16 protein-coding genes are annotated in these 21,578 nt (G+C 73.7%); 14 read left to right on the forward strand and 2 right to left on the reverse strand.

Annotated elements, in window-relative coordinates; genetic code table 11:
- Nucleotides 1-69 precede the first annotated feature (69 nt).
- From mreC to rodA, 4 genes are read left to right on the forward strand one after another with little or no spacing between them, the layout of a single operon-like run.
- On the forward strand, nucleotides 70-1,002 hold the full coding sequence (gene mreC / locus ACIO9K_RS22195; RefSeq protein ID WP_363620237.1) for a rod shape-determining protein MreC: 933 nt from the start codon (nucleotides 70-72) through the stop codon (nucleotides 1,000-1,002).
- Nucleotides 1,003-1,005: 3 nt separating this feature from the next.
- On the forward strand, nucleotides 1,006-1,647 hold the full coding sequence (gene mreD, locus ACIO9K_RS22200) for a rod shape-determining protein MreD (RefSeq protein WP_363586423.1): 642 nt from the start codon (nucleotides 1,006-1,008) through the stop codon (nucleotides 1,645-1,647).
- Between the two features lie 51 nt (nucleotides 1,648-1,698).
- On the forward strand, nucleotides 1,699-4,092 hold the full coding sequence (mrdA, locus tag ACIO9K_RS22205) for a penicillin-binding protein 2 (protein ID WP_400332281.1): 2,394 nt from the start codon (nucleotides 1,699-1,701) through the stop codon (nucleotides 4,090-4,092).
- Nucleotides 4,089-5,288: a rod shape-determining protein RodA gene (gene rodA, locus ACIO9K_RS22210; protein WP_363586421.1), complete on the forward strand. Its 1,200-nt coding sequence runs from the start codon at nucleotides 4,089-4,091 to the stop codon at nucleotides 5,286-5,288. The genes mrdA and rodA overlap by 4 nt, the downstream gene beginning before the upstream one ends.
- A gap of 143 nt (nucleotides 5,289-5,431) precedes the next feature.
- Here the strand turns inward: rodA and ACIO9K_RS22215 are convergent, their stop codons facing one another.
- Nucleotides 5,432-6,724: a M14 family zinc carboxypeptidase gene (locus ACIO9K_RS22215; RefSeq protein ID WP_400332284.1), complete on the reverse strand. Its 1,293-nt coding sequence runs from the start codon at nucleotides 6,722-6,724 to the stop codon at nucleotides 5,432-5,434.
- 481 nt (nucleotides 6,725-7,205) lie between these two features.
- On the opposite strand from ACIO9K_RS22215, the gene ACIO9K_RS22220 reads away from it, so the two are divergent.
- Complete coding sequence (locus ACIO9K_RS22220; RefSeq protein WP_363586419.1) at nucleotides 7,206-9,149, forward strand: TIGR03960 family B12-binding radical SAM protein; 1,944 nt, start codon at nucleotides 7,206-7,208, stop codon at nucleotides 9,147-9,149.
- A 130-nt stretch (nucleotides 9,150-9,279) separates the two neighbouring features.
- Here ACIO9K_RS22220 and ACIO9K_RS22225 read toward each other — a convergent pair whose 3' ends face one another.
- A complete protein-coding gene (locus ACIO9K_RS22225) occupies nucleotides 9,280-9,654 on the reverse strand; it encodes a peptidoglycan-binding domain-containing protein (RefSeq protein ID WP_363586418.1) in 375 nt (124 codons plus the stop codon).
- A 410-nt stretch (nucleotides 9,655-10,064) separates the two neighbouring features.
- Here ACIO9K_RS22225 and ACIO9K_RS22230 point away from each other — a divergent pair, with 410 nt between their 5' ends.
- From ACIO9K_RS22230 to ACIO9K_RS22270, 9 genes are all read left to right on the forward strand, one after another.
- Entirely contained in the window at nucleotides 10,065-10,826 is a 762-nt protein-coding gene (locus tag ACIO9K_RS22230) for a TIGR03936 family radical SAM-associated protein (protein ID WP_363620240.1), read from the forward strand.
- A 432-nt stretch (nucleotides 10,827-11,258) separates the two neighbouring features.
- Nucleotides 11,259-14,828 carry a ribonuclease E/G gene (locus tag ACIO9K_RS22235; RefSeq protein WP_400332289.1) on the forward strand — a complete coding sequence of 1,190 codons (3,570 nt, stop codon included), beginning with the start codon at nucleotides 11,259-11,261 and terminating at the stop codon, nucleotides 14,826-14,828.
- A gap of 233 nt (nucleotides 14,829-15,061) precedes the next feature.
- Nucleotides 15,062-15,379, forward strand: coding sequence for a 50S ribosomal protein L21 (rplU, locus tag ACIO9K_RS22240; protein WP_280677087.1), 318 nt, complete (start codon nucleotides 15,062-15,064; stop codon nucleotides 15,377-15,379).
- Between the two features lie 14 nt (nucleotides 15,380-15,393).
- Nucleotides 15,394-15,651: a 50S ribosomal protein L27 gene (gene rpmA / locus ACIO9K_RS22245; RefSeq protein WP_360211510.1), complete on the forward strand. Its 258-nt coding sequence runs from the start codon at nucleotides 15,394-15,396 to the stop codon at nucleotides 15,649-15,651.
- 100 nt (nucleotides 15,652-15,751) lie between these two features.
- Nucleotides 15,752-17,230 (forward strand): GTPase ObgE, encoded by a 1,479-nt coding sequence (obgE, locus tag ACIO9K_RS22250; protein ID WP_400332292.1) that lies wholly within the window; start codon nucleotides 15,752-15,754, stop codon nucleotides 17,228-17,230.
- 321 nt (nucleotides 17,231-17,551) lie between these two features.
- Nucleotides 17,552-18,688, forward strand: coding sequence for a glutamate 5-kinase (gene proB, locus ACIO9K_RS22255; RefSeq protein WP_363586414.1), 1,137 nt, complete (start codon nucleotides 17,552-17,554; stop codon nucleotides 18,686-18,688).
- Nucleotides 18,689-18,856: 168 nt separating this feature from the next.
- Nucleotides 18,857-19,381, forward strand: a complete 525-nt coding sequence (locus ACIO9K_RS22260) for a hypothetical protein (protein WP_400332296.1) — start codon at nucleotides 18,857-18,859, stop codon at nucleotides 19,379-19,381.
- Nucleotides 19,382-19,517: 136 nt separating this feature from the next.
- On the forward strand, nucleotides 19,518-20,840 hold the full coding sequence (locus ACIO9K_RS22265; protein ID WP_400332299.1) for a glutamate-5-semialdehyde dehydrogenase: 1,323 nt from the start codon (nucleotides 19,518-19,520) through the stop codon (nucleotides 20,838-20,840).
- A 132-nt stretch (nucleotides 20,841-20,972) separates the two neighbouring features.
- Nucleotides 20,973-21,551 (forward strand): hypothetical protein, encoded by a 579-nt coding sequence (locus ACIO9K_RS22270; RefSeq protein WP_350878246.1) that lies wholly within the window; start codon nucleotides 20,973-20,975, stop codon nucleotides 21,549-21,551.
- The last annotated feature ends 27 nt before the right edge of the window (nucleotides 21,552-21,578 follow it).

A 21,578-nucleotide genomic window follows, 5' to 3' on the forward strand; every position in this document is an offset into this window, starting at 1 on the left:
TGAACGGGCTGCCGCCCGGGCCCCACAGCCCGGGCGGCCGACCAGGTACGAAGGGGCAGTACCAGCACCGTGAGGGACACACGAGAGAGCCGGCTACTGCTCATCCTGCTGGTGGCCGTCGCCTTCGCACTCGTCACCGTGGACATCAAGGGCGGTGAGAGCTCCCCCCTCGGCGGTGCCCGACACGCCGCCGCCAGCGTCCTCGGTCCGGTCGAGCGCGGCGCCGCCACCGTCGTCGACCCGGTCGCCGACACCGTCCGGGCCTTCCGCGACGCCGCGTCCAACAACGGCCGCACCGACCAGCTCGCCCGCGAGAACACCGAACTGCGGCAGAAGCTCGCCTCCTCCGACATGGCCACCGGGCGCACCAAGCAGCTCGACGACCTGCTGCGCACCGCCGGCGCCGGCGGCTACACCGTCAAGGCCGCCCAGGTCATCGCGATCGGCCCGGCCCAGGGCTTCTCCTGGACCATCACCATCGACGCCGGCAGCGACGACGGCCTCACCCGCGACATGACGGTGATCAACGGTCAGGGCCTGGTCGGCCGGATCACCACCGTCGCCCCGACCACCGCCACCGTGCTGCTCGCCTCCGACCCCGGCTTCTCGGCCGGCACCCGGCTGGAGGCCAGCGGCGAGATCGGCTTCGCCTCCGGCGGCGGCACCAGCCCGATGAAGGTCTCGCTGCTCAACGGCAAGGCCCAGGTCAAGGCCGGCGACCGGCTGGTCACCTTCGGCTCGCAGAGCGGCCGCCCGTTCGTGCCCGGCGTGCCGGTCGGCAAGGTCGTCGAGGTCGAGGCCACCCCGGGCCAGCTGACCAAGACCATCCTGGTCGAGCCCTTCGTCCAGTTCACCCGGCTGGACCTGGTCGGCGTGGTGGTCGTGCCGCCGCGCGCCGACCCGCGCGACGCCGTCCTGCCGCCGGCCCCCGCCCAGGGACAGGCCGCCCCGGCCCCGGCCGCGCCCGCCGCCCCGCCCGCCAAGCCCACTGGGGGGAACTGAGCCATGCGCCTCGCCCGCATCCCCGTCTCCGCCGGCCTGATCCTGCTCGGCCTGATCCTCCAGGTCAGCGTCTTCGGCCGGCTCCAGCTCCCGGGGGCCACCCCGGACATACTGCTGCTCGTCGTGGTCGGCCTGGCCCTGGTCTACGGGCCGTCCGGCGGCTGCGTGGTCGGCTTCTCGGCCGGCCTGCTCGCCGACCTCGCGCCGCCCTCGGACCACGCGATCGGCCGCTACGCGCTGGTGCTGTGCCTGATGGGCTACGCCGCCGGGCTGCTGCGCCCGGACCACGGCCGCCAGCGGTCGGTGTCCAGCGCGCTGATGGTGGTGGCCGCCGCGGCGGTCGCCTCCACCCTGCTGTACGCGATGGTCGGAGCCCTGGTCGGCGACACCGCGGCCCGGCACGTCGGCCTCGGCGGCCTGGTGGTCAGCGCCCTGCTGTACGACGTGCTGCTGGCGCCGTTCGTGGTGCCGCTGGTGATGCTGGTCGGCCGCCGCTTCGGGCGCGACCCGGTGACCGCGGCCACCGATGACGACGAGGGCGGCTCCGGTCTGGGCACGCTGGCCCGCTACCGCACCACGCGCGAGGCCTCGGCCGGCCCGTCCTACAAGAAGCGGCGCATGCCCGGCTTCGCCCGGCGCCCGTAACCGGCCCGGCCCCCGACCTCCCGACTTCCCGCATCCTGGAGCGCACGAGACGTGAGCAACATCCCCGAGACCGGCCGTACCCGGCGGGTGACGATCCGTCTGGTGGTGCTGCAGATCCTGGTCCTGTCGCTGCTCGCCACCCTCGGCGGGCGGCTGTGGTACCTGCAGATCCGCAACGCCAGCGTCTACACCGCCAAAGCGACCGGCAACCACATCCGTGAGGTGGTCGAACCGGCCGTCCGCGGCGAGATCCTGGACGCCTCCGGGCGGATCCTGGCCGGCAACGAGGCCCGGCTGGTGGTCTCGGTCAGCCGCACCTCGCTGTTGCAGCAGAAGGACGGCGGCAAGGCGGTGCTCGGCCGGCTGGCCGAGGTGCTGGGGATGCCCGCCAAGGACGTGCAGGAGAAGACCCGGCTCTGCGACGCCAAGACCCCGCAGCCCTGCTGGAACGGCTCGCCCTACCAGCCGATCCCGGTCACCAAGGAGGCGACCACCCAGCAGGCGATGCAGATAATGGAACGCCGCGAGGACTTCCCCGGGGTCACCGCGCAGCCCACCGCCGTGCGCCGCTACACCGGCGCCGAGGGCGCCAACATGGCCCAGGTGCTCGGCTACCTCTCGCCGGTCACCGACGAGGAGGTCAGCAAGACCGCCTCCAAGTCCGGCCTGGACCGCTACCTGCCGGCCGACCAGATCGGCCGGGCCGGCCTGGAGTCGGTGTACGACCGCGACCTGCGCGGCACCGCCGGCATCACCCAGCTGGAGGTGGACAACCTCGGCCGGGTGATCGGCACCGCCGGCACCGCCGCCCCGCAGACCGGCAACAACCTGGTCACCAGCATCGACGCCCGGGTGCAGAAGGTGGTCGAGGACAACCTGGCGCAGGCCATGGCCGACGCCCGGAAGACCTTCGACAAGGTCACCAACCGCAACTACGAGGCCGACTCCGGCGCCGCCGTGGTGATGGACGTCCACACCGGTCGGATCGTCGCGATGGCCAGCGCGCCGACCTACGACCCCAACCTCTGGGTGGGCGGCATCACCGGCAAGGACTACCAGTCGCTGACCAGCAAGGACTCCAACTTCCCGCTGCTGAACCGGGCCATACAGGGTCAGTCCGCCCCCGGCTCGACCTTCAAGGTCGTCTCCACCACCGCCGCCGTGGAGGCCGGCTACTCGCTGGACGGGACGTACGCGTGCCCGAAGAGCATGACCATCGGCGGCCGCGAGTTCAAGAACTTCGAGAGCGAGAACTTCGGCTCCATCTCCCTGGAGAAGGCGCTGGAGGTCTCCTGCGACACCGTCTTCTACGGCCTGGCGTACGACCAGTGGATGAAGGACGGCGGCATCAAGCCGAAGAAGGAGCCGGGCGACTGGTTCTTCAAGACCGCCCACCAGTTCGGCCTCGGCGCCAAGACCGGCATCGACCTGCCCAGCGAGGTCACCGGCCGGGTGCCGGACCGGCAGTGGAAGCAGTCCTTCTACGACAACAACAAGGACGCCTGGTGCGCGCAGGCGCAGAAGGGCGGCACCAGCTTCTCCGACCAGATCGCCAAGGAGAACTGCGTCGACGGCTACCAGATGCGCGCCGGTGACGCCGTCAACTTCGCGATCGGCCAGGGCGACACGCTCGTCACCCCGGTCCAGATGGCCCGGATCTACTCGGCGCTGGCCAACGGCGGCACCTTCTACCGGCCGACCGTCGCCAAGGCGGTGATAAGCCCGAGCGGGGACCTCGTCCGCGAGATCGCCCCGCACGAGGACGGCAAGTTCCCCGGCTCCCAGAAGCTGCTGAGCTACATCGACCAGGCCACCGCGGGCGTCATCACCGGCGGTACCGCCGCCTGGAAGTTCTCCGGCGCCGGCTGGCCGCAGAACAAGATCGAGCTGCACGCCAAGACCGGCACCGCCGAGGTCGAGGGCAAGCAGACCACCTCCTGGCTGACCACGTACAGCAAGGACTACGCGGTCGTCATGACGATAAGCCAGGGCGGCACCGGCTCCGGCGGCTCCGGCGACGCCGTCCGCCGGATCTACCAGGCGCTGTACGGCGTCGACGACAAGGGCAACATCGACAACGGCAAGGCGCTGCTGCCCGCGCCGCAGGCCGAACTGCCGAAGTTCAACCCGGACGGCACCGCGATCGTCAAGCCGGCGGCCTACACCGGCAACACCGCCAACACCGGCAACACCGCCAACACCGGCAACACCGGCAACACCGTCGACCCGGCGCAGGCCGTCGCGGGCCCGGGCCTCCTGGCGTCGCCGGACCAGGCGCAGGGTGTGCCCGGACCGGCGCCGGCCTTCCTGGAACAGGTGCCGGGCGAGCCCGCCCCGGCCTCGGCCTTCCTGGACCCGGCGCAGCCGAACGACCTGCCCGCCCCGGGCACCGCGGCCGAGGCCGCACTCGAACCGAACCGCGGCCCGGGAAGGGGGCGGGCATGACCTCCTACGGCTCCTACCGGCAGCTGCGGCTGAGCCCGCAGCGCAGCGGGGTCTCCAAGGCCCTGGCCAAGGACTCGCCGCTGTGGCGGCTGGACTGGATACTGCTGCTCGCCGCGCTGGCCCTGTCGCTCGGCAGCTCCCTGCTGGTCTGGTCGGCCACCCGCGGCCGGGACTCGCTCACCCACGGCGACCCGCAGTACTTCCTGTACCGGCACCTGACCAACCTGGTCGTCGGGCTGGTGCTGTGCTCGGTGGTGATAGGGATAGGGAGCCGGCGCTTCCGCACCCTCGTGCCGTTCCTGTACATCGGCGTGATCCTGATGCTGCTCGCCACGCTCAGCCCGCTGGGCTCGACCATCAACGGCGCGCACTCCTGGATCCAGCTGGGCGGCGGCTTCTCCATCCAGCCCGCCGAGTTCGCGAAGCTGGCGATCGTGCTGGCGATGGCGGTCGTGCTGTCCGACCAGGTGGACGCGGGGGAGCGGGAGTACCCCTCGCACCGGGCGGTGTTCCGCGGCCTGGTCTGGGCCTTCCTGCCGATGTGCGTCGTGCTGCTGATGCCGGACGCTGGCTCGGTGATGGTGATGGCCGCGATCGTGCTGGGCATCCTGCTCGGCTCGGGGGCGGCCAACCGCTGGGTGCTCGGGCTGCTGGTGGCGGGCACCGGCGGGTGCGTGGCGATCTGGAAGCTCGGGGTGCTGAGCAAGTACCAGATCGACCGCTTCGCGGCCTTCGCCAACCCGCAGCTGGACCCCTCCGGCGTCGGCTACAACACCGCGCAGGCCCGGATCGCGATCGGCTCGGGCGGGCTGACCGGCAAGGGGCTGTTCCACGGGACGCAGACCACCGGGCAGTTCGTGCCGGAGCAGCAGACCGACTTCGTGTTCACGGTGGCCGGTGAGGAGCTGGGCTTCGTCGGGGCGCTGGCGATCATCCTGCTGGTCGGCGTGGTGCTGTGGCGGGCCTGCCGGATCGCCCGGCAGGCGACCGACCTGTACGGGACGATCGTGGCCGCGGGGATCATCGCCTGGTTCTCCTTCCAGGCCTTCGAGAACATCGGGATGTGCCTGGGCATTATGCCGGTGGCGGGCATCCCGCTGCCGTTCGTCTCCTACGGGGGGTCGTCGATGTTCGCGGTCTGGATCGCGATCGGGCTGCTCCAGGCGGTCCGCAGCCAGCGGCCGATAGCGGCCTGAGCCGACTGTCCGTCCGCGCGTCCGTCTGCGCGTCCGTCCGTCGAGGGTCGGCCCGGGAATCTCTCGGGTCGGCCCTCGGTGGTTTCCAACTGGACTCTGTGGGTGGGTAGTTGCTGCCCGGTTGTGGCGGACCTCGGCCCCGGTCAGAGCAGGCGGTCGGCGGCGGTGAGTGCCGCGCGGACCTGGTGGGCCAGCTGCTCCTGGACCGGCACCCAGCGGGCGCCGAAGCGGTGGTGAAGCAGGCCCAGGCCCTCGGTGACGATGTCGCGGGCCCGGCCCCGGGCCGCCTCCACGGTCGGACCGCCGGTGTCCGCCAGCAGCCGCAGCACCGTCGACGCCACCCGCAGCGGGATCCGGGCCGCGACGATCTCGGCGGTGGTCACCCGGGACACCGTGAGCGGCTCGGCGCACCAGCGGGCCAGCCACTCCTCCGCCACCGACGGGCAGAACTCCAGGGTGAACCCGGCCGCGCGCACCAGCGCGCCGTGCGCCGCCCGGGTGTGCGCGGGCACGTGGGCCAGCAGCCCGGAGAGCTCCTCGGCGCGCTCGCGCAGCGTCCGGGCCGCGGCGCCGACCGCCCGGTCCGCCGCCGGGTGCGGATGGCCGTCGCCGACCGCGTCCACGGCCCACATCGGCACCTCCAGCACGGCCGTCACCCCGCCGTGACGGCCGGCGTACGACCAGGTGGACAGCTCCGGCTCGTCCGGCAGCGCCCGTGACCGGCCCGCGCCGTCCGCCGAGGGCATCAGATAGGTGCCGGGGAAGGGGCTGGCCCAGCCGACCGCGTCGAAGGGGTCGACGTCCAGCGGGATGCCGGCCCGGCGCACCGAGGCGGCGAAGAGCTCGGGCAGCCCGGGCACCGGAGCGGTCAGCTGGATGAAGGCGCCGCCGAAGTCCACCCCGTGCATCGAGCACTGCAGGAACGGGCGCAGCTCGTCGATCAGGCCGGTCAGCGCCAGGCTCTCCGGCATCGGGGGCCGGCCCGCGTCGGCGGCCGGCAGCAGTTCGGGCTGCTCCTCGAACGAGGGGCGGAAGAAGTGCTCGTAGTGCCGGCGCACGGTGAGCGGCCCGTCCAGCCAGCCCGCGTTGAGCGCGGCGCCGTCCGGGTCCAGGCAGAGCAGCAGGTGCCAGGACAGGCCGGGCCGGGTGGGGCGCGCCAGCAGCACCTCGGCCAGCCGCAGGGCGCCGGCCGTGCCGATCGGCTCGTTGGGGTGCGGGCCGCCGACGACCAGCACCGCGCGCGGGCCCCGGTCGACGGACAGCAGCAGCAGCGGGCGCCCGGCCCGCGAGCGGCCCACCTCGCGCAGCCGGCACCGCTCCGGGTGGCGCAGCGCGAGCCGCCGGGCCGCGGCCTCGGCCTGGGCCGGCGCGGGGTAGCGGGCGGCCCGGCTGCCGAGGGGCCGGGGCGGGCGGACCCGCCGGTCGGTGTCGGTCATGGCTCTCCTAGGGCGTGGCCGCGTGGCCGCGCGGCCGCCTGGCTTGTCGGGCCGCCGGGGCGCCGGGCCGCCGGGGCGCGCGGGGGCGCCGACGGACGCGGCCTGCGGGGCCGGGGCCGGGGCCCTGCGCGCCGGGGACGGGTCGCCGGGGGAGTCGGCGAGGGTTGAGCGTACGGCCCAACTCCCCTGTCCGGAAGGGGTGCAGAGGTCTCTGGCGAGGCCCTGTCAGTACCGCATGGGTGGTCCGAGCATGTCAACGGCGGACGGCGCCGGGCGGCGGGCGCGCACTGCGCGTGCCGGGGCGGGCCGGGGAGGGGCGGCCGCGCCGGAGCGCGGGCGGGTGCCCGGGCCGGGCGTCGGTGAGCCCGGGGGTGAGCCAGCGGGCCTTTCCCCGGATTGGGCTACCCTTGAGGGTCACCCCTCCCCGCCGTCGCCTGCCGATGCGCGCGGCACCGAATCACGTCGTAAGGGTTCCTAGTACATGACTGTCGAATCGGTCTTCCCACGCCTGGAGGCCCTCCTCCCGCACGTCCAGAAGCCGATCCAGTACGTCGGCGGCGAGCTCAACTCGACCGTCAAGGACTGGGACGCCTGCGACGTCCGCTGGGCGCTGATGTACCCCGACGCCTACGAGGTCGGCCTGCCCAACCAGGGCGTCATGATCCTCTACGAGGTGCTCAACGAGCGCGAGGGCGTGCTCGCCGAGCGCACCTACAGCGTCTGGCCGGACCTCGAAGCGCTGATGCGCGAGCACGACGTCCCGCAGTTCACCGTGGACGCGCACCGCCCGGTGAAGGCCTTCGACGTGTTCGGCCTGTCGTTCTCCACCGAGCTCGGCTACACCAACATGCTGACCGCGCTCGACCTGGCCGGCATCCCGCTGGAGGCCAAGGACCGCACCGACGAGGACCCGATCGTCCTGGCCGGCGGCCACGCCGCGTTCAACCCCGAGCCGATCGCGGACTTCATCGACTGCGCGGTGGTCGGCGACGGCGAGCAGGCCGTGCTCGACATCACCGAGCTCGTCCGCGGCTGGAAGGCCGAGGGCCGCCCGGGCGGCCGCGACGAGCTGCTGCTGCGCCTCGCCCGTACCGGCGGGGTGTACGTGCCGAAGTTCTACGACGTGGAGTACCTGGCCGACGGCCGGATCGGGCGCGTCGTGCCGAACGCCCCGGGCGTGCCGTGGCGGGTGTCCAAGCACACCGTGATGGACCTCGACGAGTGGCCCTACCCGAAGCAGCCGCTCGTCCCGCTCGCGGAGACCGTGCACGAGCGGATGTCCGTGGAGATCTTCCGCGGCTGCACCCGCGGCTGCCGCTTCTGCCAGGCCGGCATGATCACGCGCCCCGTGCGGGAGCGAAGCATCACCGGCATCGGCGAGATGGTGGAGCGCGGGCTGAAGGCGACCGGTTTCGAGGAGGTGGGCCTGCTGTCGCTGTCCAGCGCCGACCACACCGAGATCGGGGACATCGCCAAGGGCCTGGCCGACCGCTACAGCGACGACAAGATCGGCCTGTCGCTGCCGTCCACCCGCGTCGACGCCTTCAACATCGACCTCGCCAACGAGCTGTCCCGCAACGGCCGCCGCTCGGGCCTCACCTTCGCCCCCGAGGGCGGCAGCGAGCGCATGCGCAAGGTGATCAACAAGATGGTGTCGGAGGAGGACCTGATCCGCACCGTCGCCACCGCCTACGGCAACGGCTGGCGCCAGGTGAAGCTGTACTTCATGTGCGGCCTGCCCACCGAGACCGACGAGGACGTGCTCCAGATCGGCGCGATGGCGAAGAACGTCATCCAGAAGGGCCGCGAGGTCACCGGCCAGAACGACATCCGCTGCACCGTCTCCATCGGCGGGTTCGTGCCCAAGCCGCACACCCCGTTCCAGTGGGCCCCGCAGCTGTCCGCCGAGGCCACCGACGCCCGGCTGGCCAAGCTGCGCGACTCGATCCGCGGCGACCGCAAGTACGGCAAGAACATCGGCTACCGCTACCACGACGGCAAGCCCGGCATCGTCGAGGGCCTGCTGTCCCGCGGTGACCGCCGCATCGGCGCCGTCATCCGCGCCGTCTACGAGGACGGCGGCCGCTTCGACGGCTGGCGCGAGCACTTCTCCTACGACCGCTGGATGGCCTCCGCCGAGAAGGGCCTGGCCGGCACCGGCGTCGACGTCGACTGGTACACCACCCGCGAGCGCACCTACGAGGAGGTGCTGCCCTGGGACCACCTGGACAGCGGCCTCGACAAGGACTGGCTCTGGGAGGACTGGCAGGACGCCCTGGAGGAGGTCGAGGTCGACGACTGCCGTTGGACCCCGTGCTTCGATTGCGGCGTGTGCCCGCAGATGGACCTCAAGATCCAGATCGGTCCCACCGGGAAGAAGCTGCTGCCGCTGGCCGTGGTCAACGGGGCTGACCCGCAGGGCTAGTTGATGGCGCGGGTGGCGCGGATCGGGTGGGTCCGGGCCGCGTGACGTGCTCGAAGTGACGGATGGAGCCCTCCCCGGGAATCGGGGAGGGCTCCATGCGTTCGCCGAGCGGACGACGGCCGGTGCGGGATCAGCAGGCCCAGTTGGTCGAGGTGCTGATGGAGTCCAGCTTGGCCCAGGTCTGCGCGCCGACCTGACCGTCCTGGGAGAGGCCGGTACAGGCCTGGAACCGCAGCACCCTGCTCAGGGTGTCCTGTCCGAACGCGCCGTCGACGTTCAGGGGGGTGGTGTTCAGTGAGGAGTTGAGCTCGCACTGCAGGGCCTTGACGGCGTCGTTGTGCTCGCCGCCGCGCAGCAGCGGCTCCCAGGTCGTGTAGGTGGTCCCGCAGTAGCTGCCGGCCTGCGCCGCGGACGCGCTGCCCGCCGTGGCGACGCCGCCCGCGAACAGGAGGCCGGTCACTGCGAGGCCGGCGAGGATCTTGCGCATGGAGGTTCCCTTCCTCATGCCGCACACCCCAGGTGTGCGGTCGGTGGGTCCGGGTGAGCCGCACTCGGACGGCTCGAATCCTGCCTAGCGGGCGGGCGTCCCAACACGGAGGAACGGCATCAGGGATGTTCCGGGAATTTCCCCGCCGCCGGACGAGGGCCTCAGAACGGCCCGCCACCTGCGGGGACGTGCTCGCCGTGGGTGGCCGGGGGGTTGCGGGCGCCGCCCCCTCGGCCGGAGCGTCCCGGCCGGGGGCGTCGGGGTGCGGCTGACCAGGGGCGGGACGAGGGGGGTGGCGGGGCGCGTACCCTTTGAGGTGACAGAGTCCGGACAGCGGCGGCAGCCGTCGCGCCGGACGGGGACAACTGACTAAGGACTGAGCGACCCTGGCACGCCGTACGCCCGACGGTCCTCCGCCCGCGCCGACGGTGCAGCGGATCCGTCTCCGCTACACCAAGCGCGGCCGGCTCCGCTTCACCAGCCACCGCGACTTCCAGCGCGCTTTCGAGCGCGCCCTGCGCCGGTCCGCCGTGCCGATGGCCTATTCGGCCGGCTTCACCCCGCACCCGAAGGTGTCCTACGCCAACGCGGCCCCGACCGGGGTGGCGAGCGAGGCGGAGTACCTGGAGATCGGCCTGGCCGCCCTCCGTGACCCGGAGGAACTGCGGGCACAACTGGACGAGTCGCTGCCGACCGGACTGGACGTGATCGACGCGGTCGAGGTCCGGACGCCGAACTTCGTGGAGCGCCTGGAGGCCTCCGAGTGGCTGCTCCGGCTGGACGGCGTCGAGCCGCAGGAGGCCGCCCGCGCGGTCGCGGTGTTCCTCGCCGCGGAGCGGGTCGAGGTCGAACGCGTGACCAAGAACGGCGTGCGGGTCTTCGACGCGCGCGGTCCGGTGGCGGCGCTCGAGATCGCCGCGCCGCAGGTCGTCGACGGTGCGGACACGGCGGCCGAAGCGGACCGCAATGTTCGGACCGGCCGTCCCTGTGCGATACTGCGGCTGGTAGTACGACACGCCACACCCGCCGTACGACCCGACGACGTATTGTCCGGTCTCCGTGTGACGGCCGACCTGGCGCCGCCGGTCCCCGCAGAGGTGACCAGGCTGGCGCAGGGGCCGCTCGACGAGGAGTCCGGCACGGTGACCGACCCGCTGGCGCTCGACCGCGCCGCGGCTCCGGCCGGCTGACAGCCGCCGGGGTTCGCGGGGCCGCGTCCGCCTGACGGGCGGAGGCCGGGCCCAGTGCCTCACTGGGCCCGACGGTCCTCCAGGTTCCCGCGGCTCCCCAGGGGAGCGAGCGTCGTCGCAGCACAGGCCGGCCACCTGAGGCCCGCCGACCAGGAAGGTCGGTGGGCCCGGGAACCCCGTCCGGGAGCCACCCGGGGTTGGGGAACGGCGCAGCTTGGGAAAACCTCAGAAGACTGGTCAGACCAGAAGACTTTCGACACCCCGCCGAGCGGCGGGGCGCCGAGCGAGACTACGAGCCCCTGTGCGGCCTCGCGTCCGCGCGGCGGCACCGTGAAAGGGTCCGGCCCGAGCATCGTCACGATGCCGGCCGGCCGCGGGTGCCGTGCCGTGCCCGGATGTGGAGCCCGGGGGCCTGACGGGAGATCCACCCGCATGCTCGATAACACCGATCCGCAGCAGAACGCGGCGACGGAACAGAACGAGACCGCCGCGCCCGGCGGCGAGGGCACCTCCGCGGCGCCGCCGCGCCGCCGTCGCCGTGCGGTGTCCCGCCCGGCGGGCACCCCGCAGGGTGCGGCCACCGAGACGGCCGAGACGGTCATCCCGGCCGAGGCGCCCGTCGCCGAGGCGCAGGCCGCACCGGCCGCCGAGCCGGTGGCCGAGAAGCCGGTCCGGGCCCGCCGGACCCGCAAGCGCGCCGAGGCTCCGGCCGGGACGCCGGAGACGACCCCGGTCGTGGCCACCGAGCCGGCCGCCGCCGAGAAGACGACCGCGAAGGCGAGCGCGAAGGCGACCGCGAAGCCGGTCGAGAACGCCGCTGAGCCGGCCGCCGAGCCGGTGGCCGAGAAGCCGGTCCGGGCCCGCCGCACCCGCAAGCGCGCCGAGGCGCCCGCCGGGACGCCGGCCGCCGCCGAGACCCCGGCCGAGGAGCCCGCTGCCGCCGCCCCGGTGGCCGAGGCCCCCGCCGCCGAGCCGGCCGCCGAGGAGGCCCCCGCCGCTCCGGCCCGCCGGGCCCGTCGCCGCCGCGTGGTCGAGGCCGCGCCGGTCGTCGAGACCCCCGTCGAGGAGCCCGCCGCCGCGGAGGAGCCCGTCGAGGAGGAGCCGGTCGAGGAGCCCGTGGCCGTCCAGCCCGCGCCGGTCGCCGAGCCGACCCACCGGGTGCGCCGCCGTGCGGTCCGCCCGTCCACCGCGATCTTCCAGGCTCCGGTGTTCCAGGAGCCCGCCGCCGGCCCGGCCCCCGCCGCGCAGCCGCAGGCGCCGCAGCAGCCCGCCGCCGCTCCGGCGCCGGTGGAGGCTCCGGTCGCCGCGCAGCGCGAGGAGGACGAGTTCGAGTACAGCGGCGTCGGCCGCCGCCGCCGGGTGCGCACTTCGGTGCGGGTGCAGCCGCCGAGCCGTTCGAAGGCCGCCGAGAGGAAGGCCGCCGAGAAGGCTGAGAAGGCCGAGAAGGCCAAGGTCATCGAGCGGGCGAAGGCCGCCGAGAAGGCGAAGCCGGTCGAGCGGGCCGTCGAGGTGCCGGTCGAGGCGCCCGTCGTCGAGGCCCCCGTCGCCGGTCCGGAGACCGAGGGCGAGTGGGAGGACGACCGTCCGTCGCGCCGTCGCCGTCGGGGCGGCCGCCGCCGTCGCCGTGGCGAGGCCGAGGAGTTCGAGGTCGAGGCCGTCGAGACCGGGCAGTCCGCCGTCGAGGAGCCGGCCGCGGACGTCGAGGAGGACGTCGAGGACGACGACGACCTGGCCGCCGGCCTGTCCTCGTCCCGCCGTCGTCGCCGTCGTCGCCGCCGCAGCGGTGAGGCCGGTGCCGTCGAGACCGCGGAGACCACCGAGGACGGGGTCCGCACGGTGGTGAAGGTGCGCGAGCCGCGCCGCCGTTCCACCGAGCCGTCCTTCGACCCGGACGAGGTGCAGTCCATCAAGGGCTCGACCCGGCTGGAGGCGAAGAAGCAGCGCCGCCGCGAGGGCCGCGAGCTGGGCCGCCGCCGGGTGCCGATCATCACCGAGGCCGAGTTCCTGGCCCGCCGCGAGTCGGTCGAGCGCGTCATGGTCGTGCGCCAGAACGGCCAGCGGACCCAGATCGGCGTCCTCGAGGACGGCGTGCTGGTCGAGCACTACGTCAACAAGGAGCAGGCCACCTCGTACGTCGGCAACGTCTACCTGGGCAAGGTCCAGAACGTGCTGCCGTCGATGGAGGCCGCCTTCGTCGACATCGGCAAGGGCCGCAACGCCGTGCTGTACGCCGGCGAGGTCAACTTCGGTGCGCTGGGCCACGGTGGCCCGCGCCGGATCGAGTCGGTGCTGAAGTCCGGCCAGTCCGTGCTGGTGCAGGTCTCCAAGGACCCGATCGGCCACAAGGGCGCCCGCCTGACCAGCCAGATCTCGCTGCCCGGCCGTTACCTGGTCTACGTGCCCGAGGGCTCGATGACCGGCATCTCGCGCAAGCTCCCCGAGAACGAGCGCGCCCGGCTGAAGCAGATCCTCAAGAAGATCGTCCCGGACGACGCGGGCGTCATCGTGCGCACCGCCGCCGAGGGCGCCTCCGAGGACGAGCTGACCCGCGACGTCCAGCGGCTGCAGCAGCAGTGGGAGGACATCCAGAAGAAGGCCGCGACCGGCAACGCCCCCGCGCTGCTGTACGGCGAGCCGGACATGACCGTCCGGGTCGTCCGCGACATCTTCAACGAGGACTTCACCAAGGTCATCGTCTCCGGCGACGAGGCGTGGAGCACCATCCACGACTACGTCTCCAACGTGGCCCCGGACCTCGCCGAGCGGCTCCAGCGGTGGACCTCCGAGGTGGACGTGTTCGCCACCTACCGGATCGACGAGCAGCTGATGAAGGCGCTGGACCGCAAGGTCTGGCTGCCCAGCGGCGGTTCGCTGGTGATCGACCGCACCGAGGCCATGGTCGTCATCGACGTCAACACCGGGAAGTTCGTCGGCCAGGGCGGCAACCTGGAGGAGACGGTCACCCGCAACAACATCGAGGCGGCCGAGGAGATCGTGCGCCAGCTGCGGCTGCGCGACCTCGGCGGCATCATCGTGATCGACTTCATCGACATGGTGCTGGAGTCCAACCGGGACCTGGTGCTGCGCCGCCTGCTGGAGTGCCTGGGCCGGGACCGGACCAAGCACCAGGTGGCCGAGGTCACCTCGCTGGGCCTGGTCCAGATGACCCGCAAGCGGGTCGGCCAGGGCCTGCTGGAGTCCTTCTCCGAGCCGTGCGTGCACTGCAACGGCCGCGGCGTGATCGTTCACATGGAGCAGCCGAGCGCCCACGTCCACACCCCGGCCGTGTCGGCCGAGGCGGCCGCGGGCAGCAGCAAGCGCCGTCGCCGGGGCAAGGGCGGGGCGGCCGCCGAGGAGCCGCAGGCCGTCGAGGCCGCGGTGGCCGAGGTGGTCGTCGAGGGCGAGCCGGTGCGCGAGGAGATCGAGGGCCAGCTGGCCCTGGAGGTCCCGGGCGTCGAGGCGGAGGCCGTCGAGGAGGCCCCGGCCGCCCAGCCGGACCTGGTCGAGATCCCTGCGGCCCCGGCGGCTCCGGCCGGCCGTACCCGCCGCCGCGCGGTCCGCAAGGCGACGGCTCCGGCCGGGGCGCCGGGCGAGGCCGAGATCGTGGTGCTCCAGGCGCGGGCCGACGCGGCGCTGGAGGCGGCCCTGGAGGCCGCCACCCCGGTCGCCCCGGCCGTGGTGACGCCCGAGGCCGTCGAGGCCGTGGAGGCCGTCGTCGAGGCTCCCGCGGAGGAGGCCCAGGCCGTCGAGACCGTGGAGGCCGTCGTCGAGGCTCCGGCGGAGGAGGCCCCGGCCACCGGGGCCGAGGCCGAGGAGCCGCCCGCGGAGGAGGCCCCGGCGCCCAAGAAGCGGGCCGCCCGCAAGACCGCCGCGAAGAAGACCGCCGCCAAGAAGACGACCACGGCGGCCAAGAAGACCACCGCCCGCAAGACCGCGACCAAGCGGACGAGCGCGGCGGCCAAGAAGGCGGCGGCCGCCGAAGGTGATACGGCGGCCGAGTAGTGCCCACGCGCCCGGGGCGGGACCTTTCCCGCCCCGGGCCGTACGGGCCGGTTTGCCCCCCGGGCGGCCGGTCCGTATTCTTGACCCTCGGCGTGTCTACGCCACACGCTCCCGAGCACATCACCTTCCCGAAGCGCCGCGTTCGCGCGGCAGCGGGCGGGGAGAGGCCCCTGTGTCCGTACCCAGGCGGCTGGCGTCGGGAGTTCCGACCGAGTAAGGAAAGCAGGTACCGCATGTACGCGATCGTTCGCGCAGGCGGCCGCCAGCACAAGGTCGCCGTCGGCGACGTGCTGGAGATCGACCGTATCGAGGCCAAGCCGGGTGACTCGGTCGAGCTCTCGACCATCCTGATCGTCGACGGCGAAGCCGTCACGTCCGACCCGTGGGTCCTGGCCGGTGTGAAGGCCCACGCCGAGGTCGTCGACCAGACCAAGGGCGACAAGATCGTCATCCTGCGCTACAAGAACAAGACCGGCTACCGCCGTCGCCAGGGTCACCGTCAGAAGCACACCGCGGTGCGCATCACCAGCATCGACTCGGTCAGCAAGTAAGGGGATAGCGAGATATGGCACACAAGAAGGGCGCAAGCTCTACCCGCAACGGCCGTGACTCGAACGCCCAGCGCCTCGGCGTGAAGCGCTTCGGCGGCCAGGTCGTCTCCGCCGGCGAGATCCTCGTGCGCCAGCGCGGCACCCACTTCCACCCGGGTGCGGGCGTCGGTCGCGGTGGCGACGACACCCTGTTCGCGCTGACCGCCGGTGCCGTGCAGTTCGGCACCCGCCGCGGCCGCAAGGTCGTCAACATCGTGGCCTCCGAGGCCTGAGTCACACCAGACTCACAGTGAAGGGTGGGCCGGAATGTTCCGGTCCACCCTTCATGCTTTACGCAGGTAGCAGCAGACTTTCGCACACTGGAGGCACACCATGACCACCTTCGTGGACCGCGTCGAACTTCACGTCGCCGCGGGTAACGGGGGCCACGGCTGCGCCTCCGTGCACCGGGAGAAGTTCAAGCCGCTCGGCGGCCCCGACGGCGGAAACGGCGGCGAGGGCGGCAGCGTCATCCTCACCGTCGACGCGCAGATCACCACCCTGCTGGAGTACCACCACTCGCCCAAGCGCAAGGCCACCAACGGCAAGCCCGGCGCGGGCGGCCACCGCACCGGCGCGGACGGCGGCGACCTCGTCCTGCTGGTGCCGGACGGCACCGTGGTGCTGGACCGCAACGGCGAGGTGCTGGCCGACCTGGTCGGGCACGGCACCAGCTTCGTCGCCGCCCAGGGCGGCCGTGGCGGCCTCGGCAACGCCGCGCTGTCCTCGGCCCGCCGCAAGGCGCCCGGCTTCGCGCTGCTCGGCGAGCCCGGCGAGGCCCGCGACATCGTGATGGAGCTCAAGTCCGTCGCCGACGTGGCCCTGGTCGGCTACCCGAGCGCCGGCAAGTCCTCGCTGATCTCGGTGCTCTCGGCGGCCAAGCCGAAGATCGCGGACTACCCGTTCACCACCCTGATCCCCAACCTCGGCGTGGTCACCGCCGGCGACACCGTCTACACCATCGCCGACGTGCCCGGCCTGATCCCCGGTGCCAGCCAGGGCCGCGGCCTGGGCCTGGAGTTCCTGCGGCACGTCGAGCGCTGCTCGGTGCTGGTGCACGTGCTGGACTGCGCCACCCTGGAGCCCGGCCGCGACCCGCTGACCGACCTGGAGACCATCGAGGCCGAGCTGGCCGAGTACGGCGGTCTGGAGGAGCGCCCGCGCCTGGTCGCGCTCAACAAGGTGGACGTGCCGGACGGCCAGGACATCGCCGACCTCACCCGGGAGTCCCTGGAGGAGCGCGGCTACCGGGTGTTCGAGGTCTCCGCCGCCTCCCGCAAGGGCCTGCGCGAGCTGAACTTCGCGCTGGCGCAGATCGTCGCCGAGGCGCGCGCCGCCAAGCCGGTCGAGGAGTCGACCCGGATCGTGCTGCGGCCCAAGGCCGTTGACGACGAGGGCTTCACCATCACCGAGGAGGACGGCGCCTACCGCATCCGCGGCACCAAGCCGGAGCGCTGGGTCCGCCAGACCGACTTCTCCAACGACGAGGCCGTCGGCTACCTCGCCGACCGGCTGGCCCGCCTCGGCGTCGAGGACAAGCTGTGGAAGGTCGGGGCGCACGAGGGCGACACCGTCATCATCGGCCCGGACGAGAACGCCGTCGTCTTCGACTGGGAGCCGACCATGGCCGCCGGCGCCGAGATGCTCGGCCGCCGCGGTGAGGACCACCGCCTGGAGAGCCCGCGCCCGGCGGTCGACCGCCGCCGCGAGAAGCAGAAGGGCCGGGACGCGGCCGAGGCCGAGTTCCTCGCCTTCGAGGCGCTCTCCAGCACCCGCCCGGCTGCCATCGACGAGGGCGACGAAGAGGAGTGACCCGGCCGGCGGGACGCGTCCCGAGCCGGCCTGGGCGAACGGCCCCCACCACCCTCCGGGGCGGTGGGGGCCGTTCGCGTGTCCGGCCCCCGTTCGGAACCGACGGGGCGTCACTTTCGTCGGGCCCGCGGTCGGGGACCGTACCGGCCCCGGCCCGCCGGCCGTCCGGACCGGCGGTCCGGCCGTCGCGGCGCCGTGTCCGGGGCGGGTCCGGACGGTGAAACACCCTGCGGGCGACCTGCGCGGATCGCGTAGATTTCGGGGGTGACGGCCGGGCCCGGCCCGCCGCACCCGCACCACACCGGAAGGGCGTACAGCGAGATGAGCGAGGACTCACTGCGCGAGGAGGTGCTGACCGCCCGGCGGATCGTCGTCAAGGTCGGCTCCTCCTCCCTCACCACGGCGGCCGGCGGCCTGGACGCCGACCGGGTCGACGCCCTGGTCGACGCGCTCGCCAAGGTGCGCAGCCGCCCGGACGCGCCCGAGGTCGTCCTCGTCTCCTCCGGCGCCATCGCCGCCGGCCTGGCCCCGCTCGGCCTGGACAAGCGGCCCAAGGACCTGGCCCGCCAGCAGGCCGCCGCCAGCGTCGGCCAGGGCCTGCTGGTCGCCCGTTACACCGCCTCCTTCGCCCGGTACGGCATCCGGGTCGGCCAGGTGCTGCTCACCGCCGAGGACGCCAGCCGGCGCGCCCACTACCGCAACGCCTACCGCACCCTCGACCAGCTGCTGGCGATGGGCGCGATGCCGATCGTCAACGAGAACGACACCGTCGCCACCGCCGAAATCAAGTTCGGGGACAACGACCGGTTGGCCGCGCTGGTCGCCCACCTGGTCCGGGCCGACCTGCTCGTGCTGCTCTCCGACGTGGACGGCCTCTACGACGGCGACCCGGCCCGGCCCGGCACCAGCCGGATCGACCAGGTGAGCGGCCCGCACGACCTCGACGGCGTCGAGATCGGCAGCGCGGGCAAGGCCGGCGTCGGCACCGGCGGCATGGTCACCAAGGTCGAGGCGGCCCGGATCGCCACCGGCGCGGGCATCCCGGTGGTGCTCACCGCCGCCAGCCAGGCCGCCGACGCGCTGGCCGGACGGCGCACCGGCACCCTGTTCCTGCGCACCGGCAGCCGCACCTCCGACCGGATGCTCTGGCTGGCCCACGCGAGCAGCCCGCGCGGCGCCCTGCACCTCGACGCGGGCGCCGTCACGGCCGTCGTCTCCGGCGGCGCCTCGCTGCTGCCCGCCGGGGTCACCAAGGTGGACGGGGAGTTCACGGCGGGTGATCCGGTGGACCTTCTTGCCGAAAACGGCCACATCGTGGCTCGCGGACTGGTCAACTTTGATGCGAGGGAGTTGCCCCGCCTGCTCGGCCGGTCCACCCGCGACCTGGCCCAGGAGTTCGGCGCCGCGTACGAGCGTGAGGTCGTCCACCGCGACGACCTGGTCGTTCTGCGCGGCTGACCGGCCGGTGCGCCGGTACCGGCCGATCGGCAGAGCGCGGTGGGCGGGCCGCTCCGCACGGGGAGTGGCCCGGCCGCGGGCGAGGAGCGGTGCAGCCGTACCGGTCGGCCGCGGGCCGGCGGGTCCGGTGCGGGGGACGACACGACATCGCCGAACAGGAGGCCGCCGGTGGAACGCAGAAGCGAGGCAACGCTGACCGCAGGGACGGCGGGCCGGCGGCTGACCAGCATCGACGGCGGACGCGGGGACGGACCCGCCGAGCCGGCCGGTCCGCCGCCGCAGGGGCCCGGCGGGATGCGCAGGCCGCGGTCGCAGCACGCGGACCCGGGGGAGCCGCCCACCGTGCCCGAGCAGGCCCGGCTCTGGCACGTGGTGCTGAGCGTGTCCGGGCAGGTCACCCCGCTGTCCTCGCTGCGGGCCTCGCTGGAGCGGCTGGCGCACGACCACTCGTTCTTCCTCACCGCCCGCTACGCCGCCGACCACGCCGAGATCCGGTACTGGGAGCAGGCCCGGGACCTGCACGACGCGGCGGCGATAGCGCTGCGGCTGTGGGGCGAGCACAAGGTCACCGCGAACCTGCCGCCGTGGGAGATCGTCGGCCTGGAGGTGGTCGACCGGGCGACGTACCACAAGCGGGTGGCGGAGGGCTTCGGCGATCCGCCGCCGCACCTGGGCGGGGTGCACCCGTACTGAGGGGCACGCCCCCCGGCGCGGCCCCCGGGATGAGGCCCGGAGAGGGGTGAGCCACAGGGGAGAACCGTCCCGCCAGGCCGTCTCACCGGGCGAAATGGCCGCTCGGCGGGCCCTGCGCAGTCGCTACCCTTGGCGCATGAGCAGCGACCTCGCCACCGCCGACAGCCCCGTCCTCGCCGTAGCGCGCCGAGCCCGGGAGGCCGCCGCCGCGCTCGCCCCGCTGCCGCGCAGCGCGAAGGACGCCGCGCTGCTGGCGATCGCGGACGCCCTGGTGGCCCGCAGCGCCGAGATCACCGCCGCCAACGCCGAGGACGTGGCCCGCGCCCGCGCGGCCGGCACCGCCGAGTCGGTGATCGACCGGCTGAGCCTCGACCACGAGCGGATCGCCGCGATCGCCTCCGACGTGCGCGACGTCGTCGGCCTGCCCGACCCGGTCGGCGAGGTGCTGCGCGGCTACACCCTGCCCAACGGCCTGGACGTGCGCCAGGTGCGGGTGCCGCTCGGCGTGGTCGGCATCATCTACGAGGCCCGGCCGAACGTCACGGTGGACGCCGCCGCGCTCTGCCTCAAGTCCGGCAACGCCGTGCTGCTGCGCGGCTCGGCCTCCGCCTACCGCTCCAACACCGCGCTGGTCGCCGTCCTGCGGGACGCGGTCGCCGCGGCCGGGCTGCCCGCCGACGCCGTCCAGCTCGTCCCGGGCGAGAGCCGGGACTCCGTCCAGGAGCTGATGCGGGCCCGCGGCCTGGTCGACGTGCTGATCCCGCGCGGCGGGGCCTCGCTGATCCGCACGGTGGTCGAGGGCTCGACCGTGCCCGTGATCGAGACCGGCACCGGCAACTGCCACGTCTACGTGGACGCGCAGACCGACCTGGCGATGGCCGTCGGCATCCTGCTGAACTCCAAGGCGCAGCGGGTCAGCGTCTGCAACGCGGCCGAGACGCTGCTCGTCCACCAGGACGTCGCGGACGCCTTCCTGCCGCTCGCGCTGGCCGCCCTCGCCGAGGCCGGGGTGACCGTGCACGGCGACGACGCGGTGCTCAAGGCCGCCGAGGGCGGCGCCGCCACCGTGGTGCCCGCCACCGACGAGGACTGGGGCGCCGAGTACCTGTCCTACGACCTGGCCGCGGCCGTGGTGCCCTCGCTGGACGCCGCCGTCGAGCACATCCGCCGCTGGTCCTCCGGCCACACCGAGGCGATCGTCACCACCTCGCAGGCCGCCGCCCGGCGCTTCACCCGGCTGGTCGACTCGACCACGGTGGCCGTCAACGCCTCCACCCGCTTCACCGACGGCGCCGAGTTCGGCTTCGGCGCGGAGATCGGCATCTCCACCCAGAAGCTGCACGCCCGCGGCCCGATGGGCCTGCCCGAGCTGACCAGCACCAAGTACATCGTCACTGGTGACGGGCACGTGCGCGGCGAGGCGACGCAGACCGTGGGCGGGGACGCGGACGTGCGCTGAGCGCGGCCCGGCCGGCCCGCGCGGCGGGCCGGCCGGGCCCCGGGGCGGTCCGCGGCGGCCCGCGTCACACGTGTGACGGACCAACTGCGATGAGCCACAGACAAATCGGCCGCCCGGTAATACGCTGAAGCCGTGGCTGACGATGTGGGGGGCTCGCCGTACCCCGACGGCGCCGACCACGGTGGTGCGGACGACGAGTTCGCCACCGTGGTCTTCGATGAGGCCTTCGTCCGGTCCGCCGCCGTGCACGAGCCGACGGCCAAGGAGCGGCAGCTCGCCGCCGCCGAGGCCCGGTTCGAGCCGGACACCGCGGGCCCGGTCTGGGGCTATGACGTCACCGCCGGGGACGGGCTGCCGCTGGAGCTGCGCCCGCACCCGAGCGGACTCGACGACGACCACCTGTATCCCGATCCCTGGTCGGGCCCCGGCCGGGCGACCGGCCGCCCGGGCCGCCGCCGGCGCGGCTACGACCCGGCGCGCGGGCGCGGGCGGTACGTGGCCCAGCAGCGCTGGCACCGGCCGGTGGCCTGGGTGCTCGCCGTGATCATGGGCGTGAGCCTGGTGGCCGTCGCGGTCGCGGCGATCTACCAGGGCGTGGGCGGCTCCTCCGGCGCGCCCCGGCGCCCGGAGTCCGGCAGCAGCAGTCCCGGGACCGACCCGAGGCCCGCGCCCGCCGAGCCGTCGCTCGTGGTCACGGCACCTGCGGGGTGACGTCGTAGGGCGTGGCGCAGGGGTGGT

This window comes from Kitasatospora sp. NPDC087271 (assembly GCF_044744605.1).
Taxonomy (GTDB): Bacteria; Actinomycetota; Actinomycetes; order Streptomycetales; family Streptomycetaceae; genus Kitasatospora.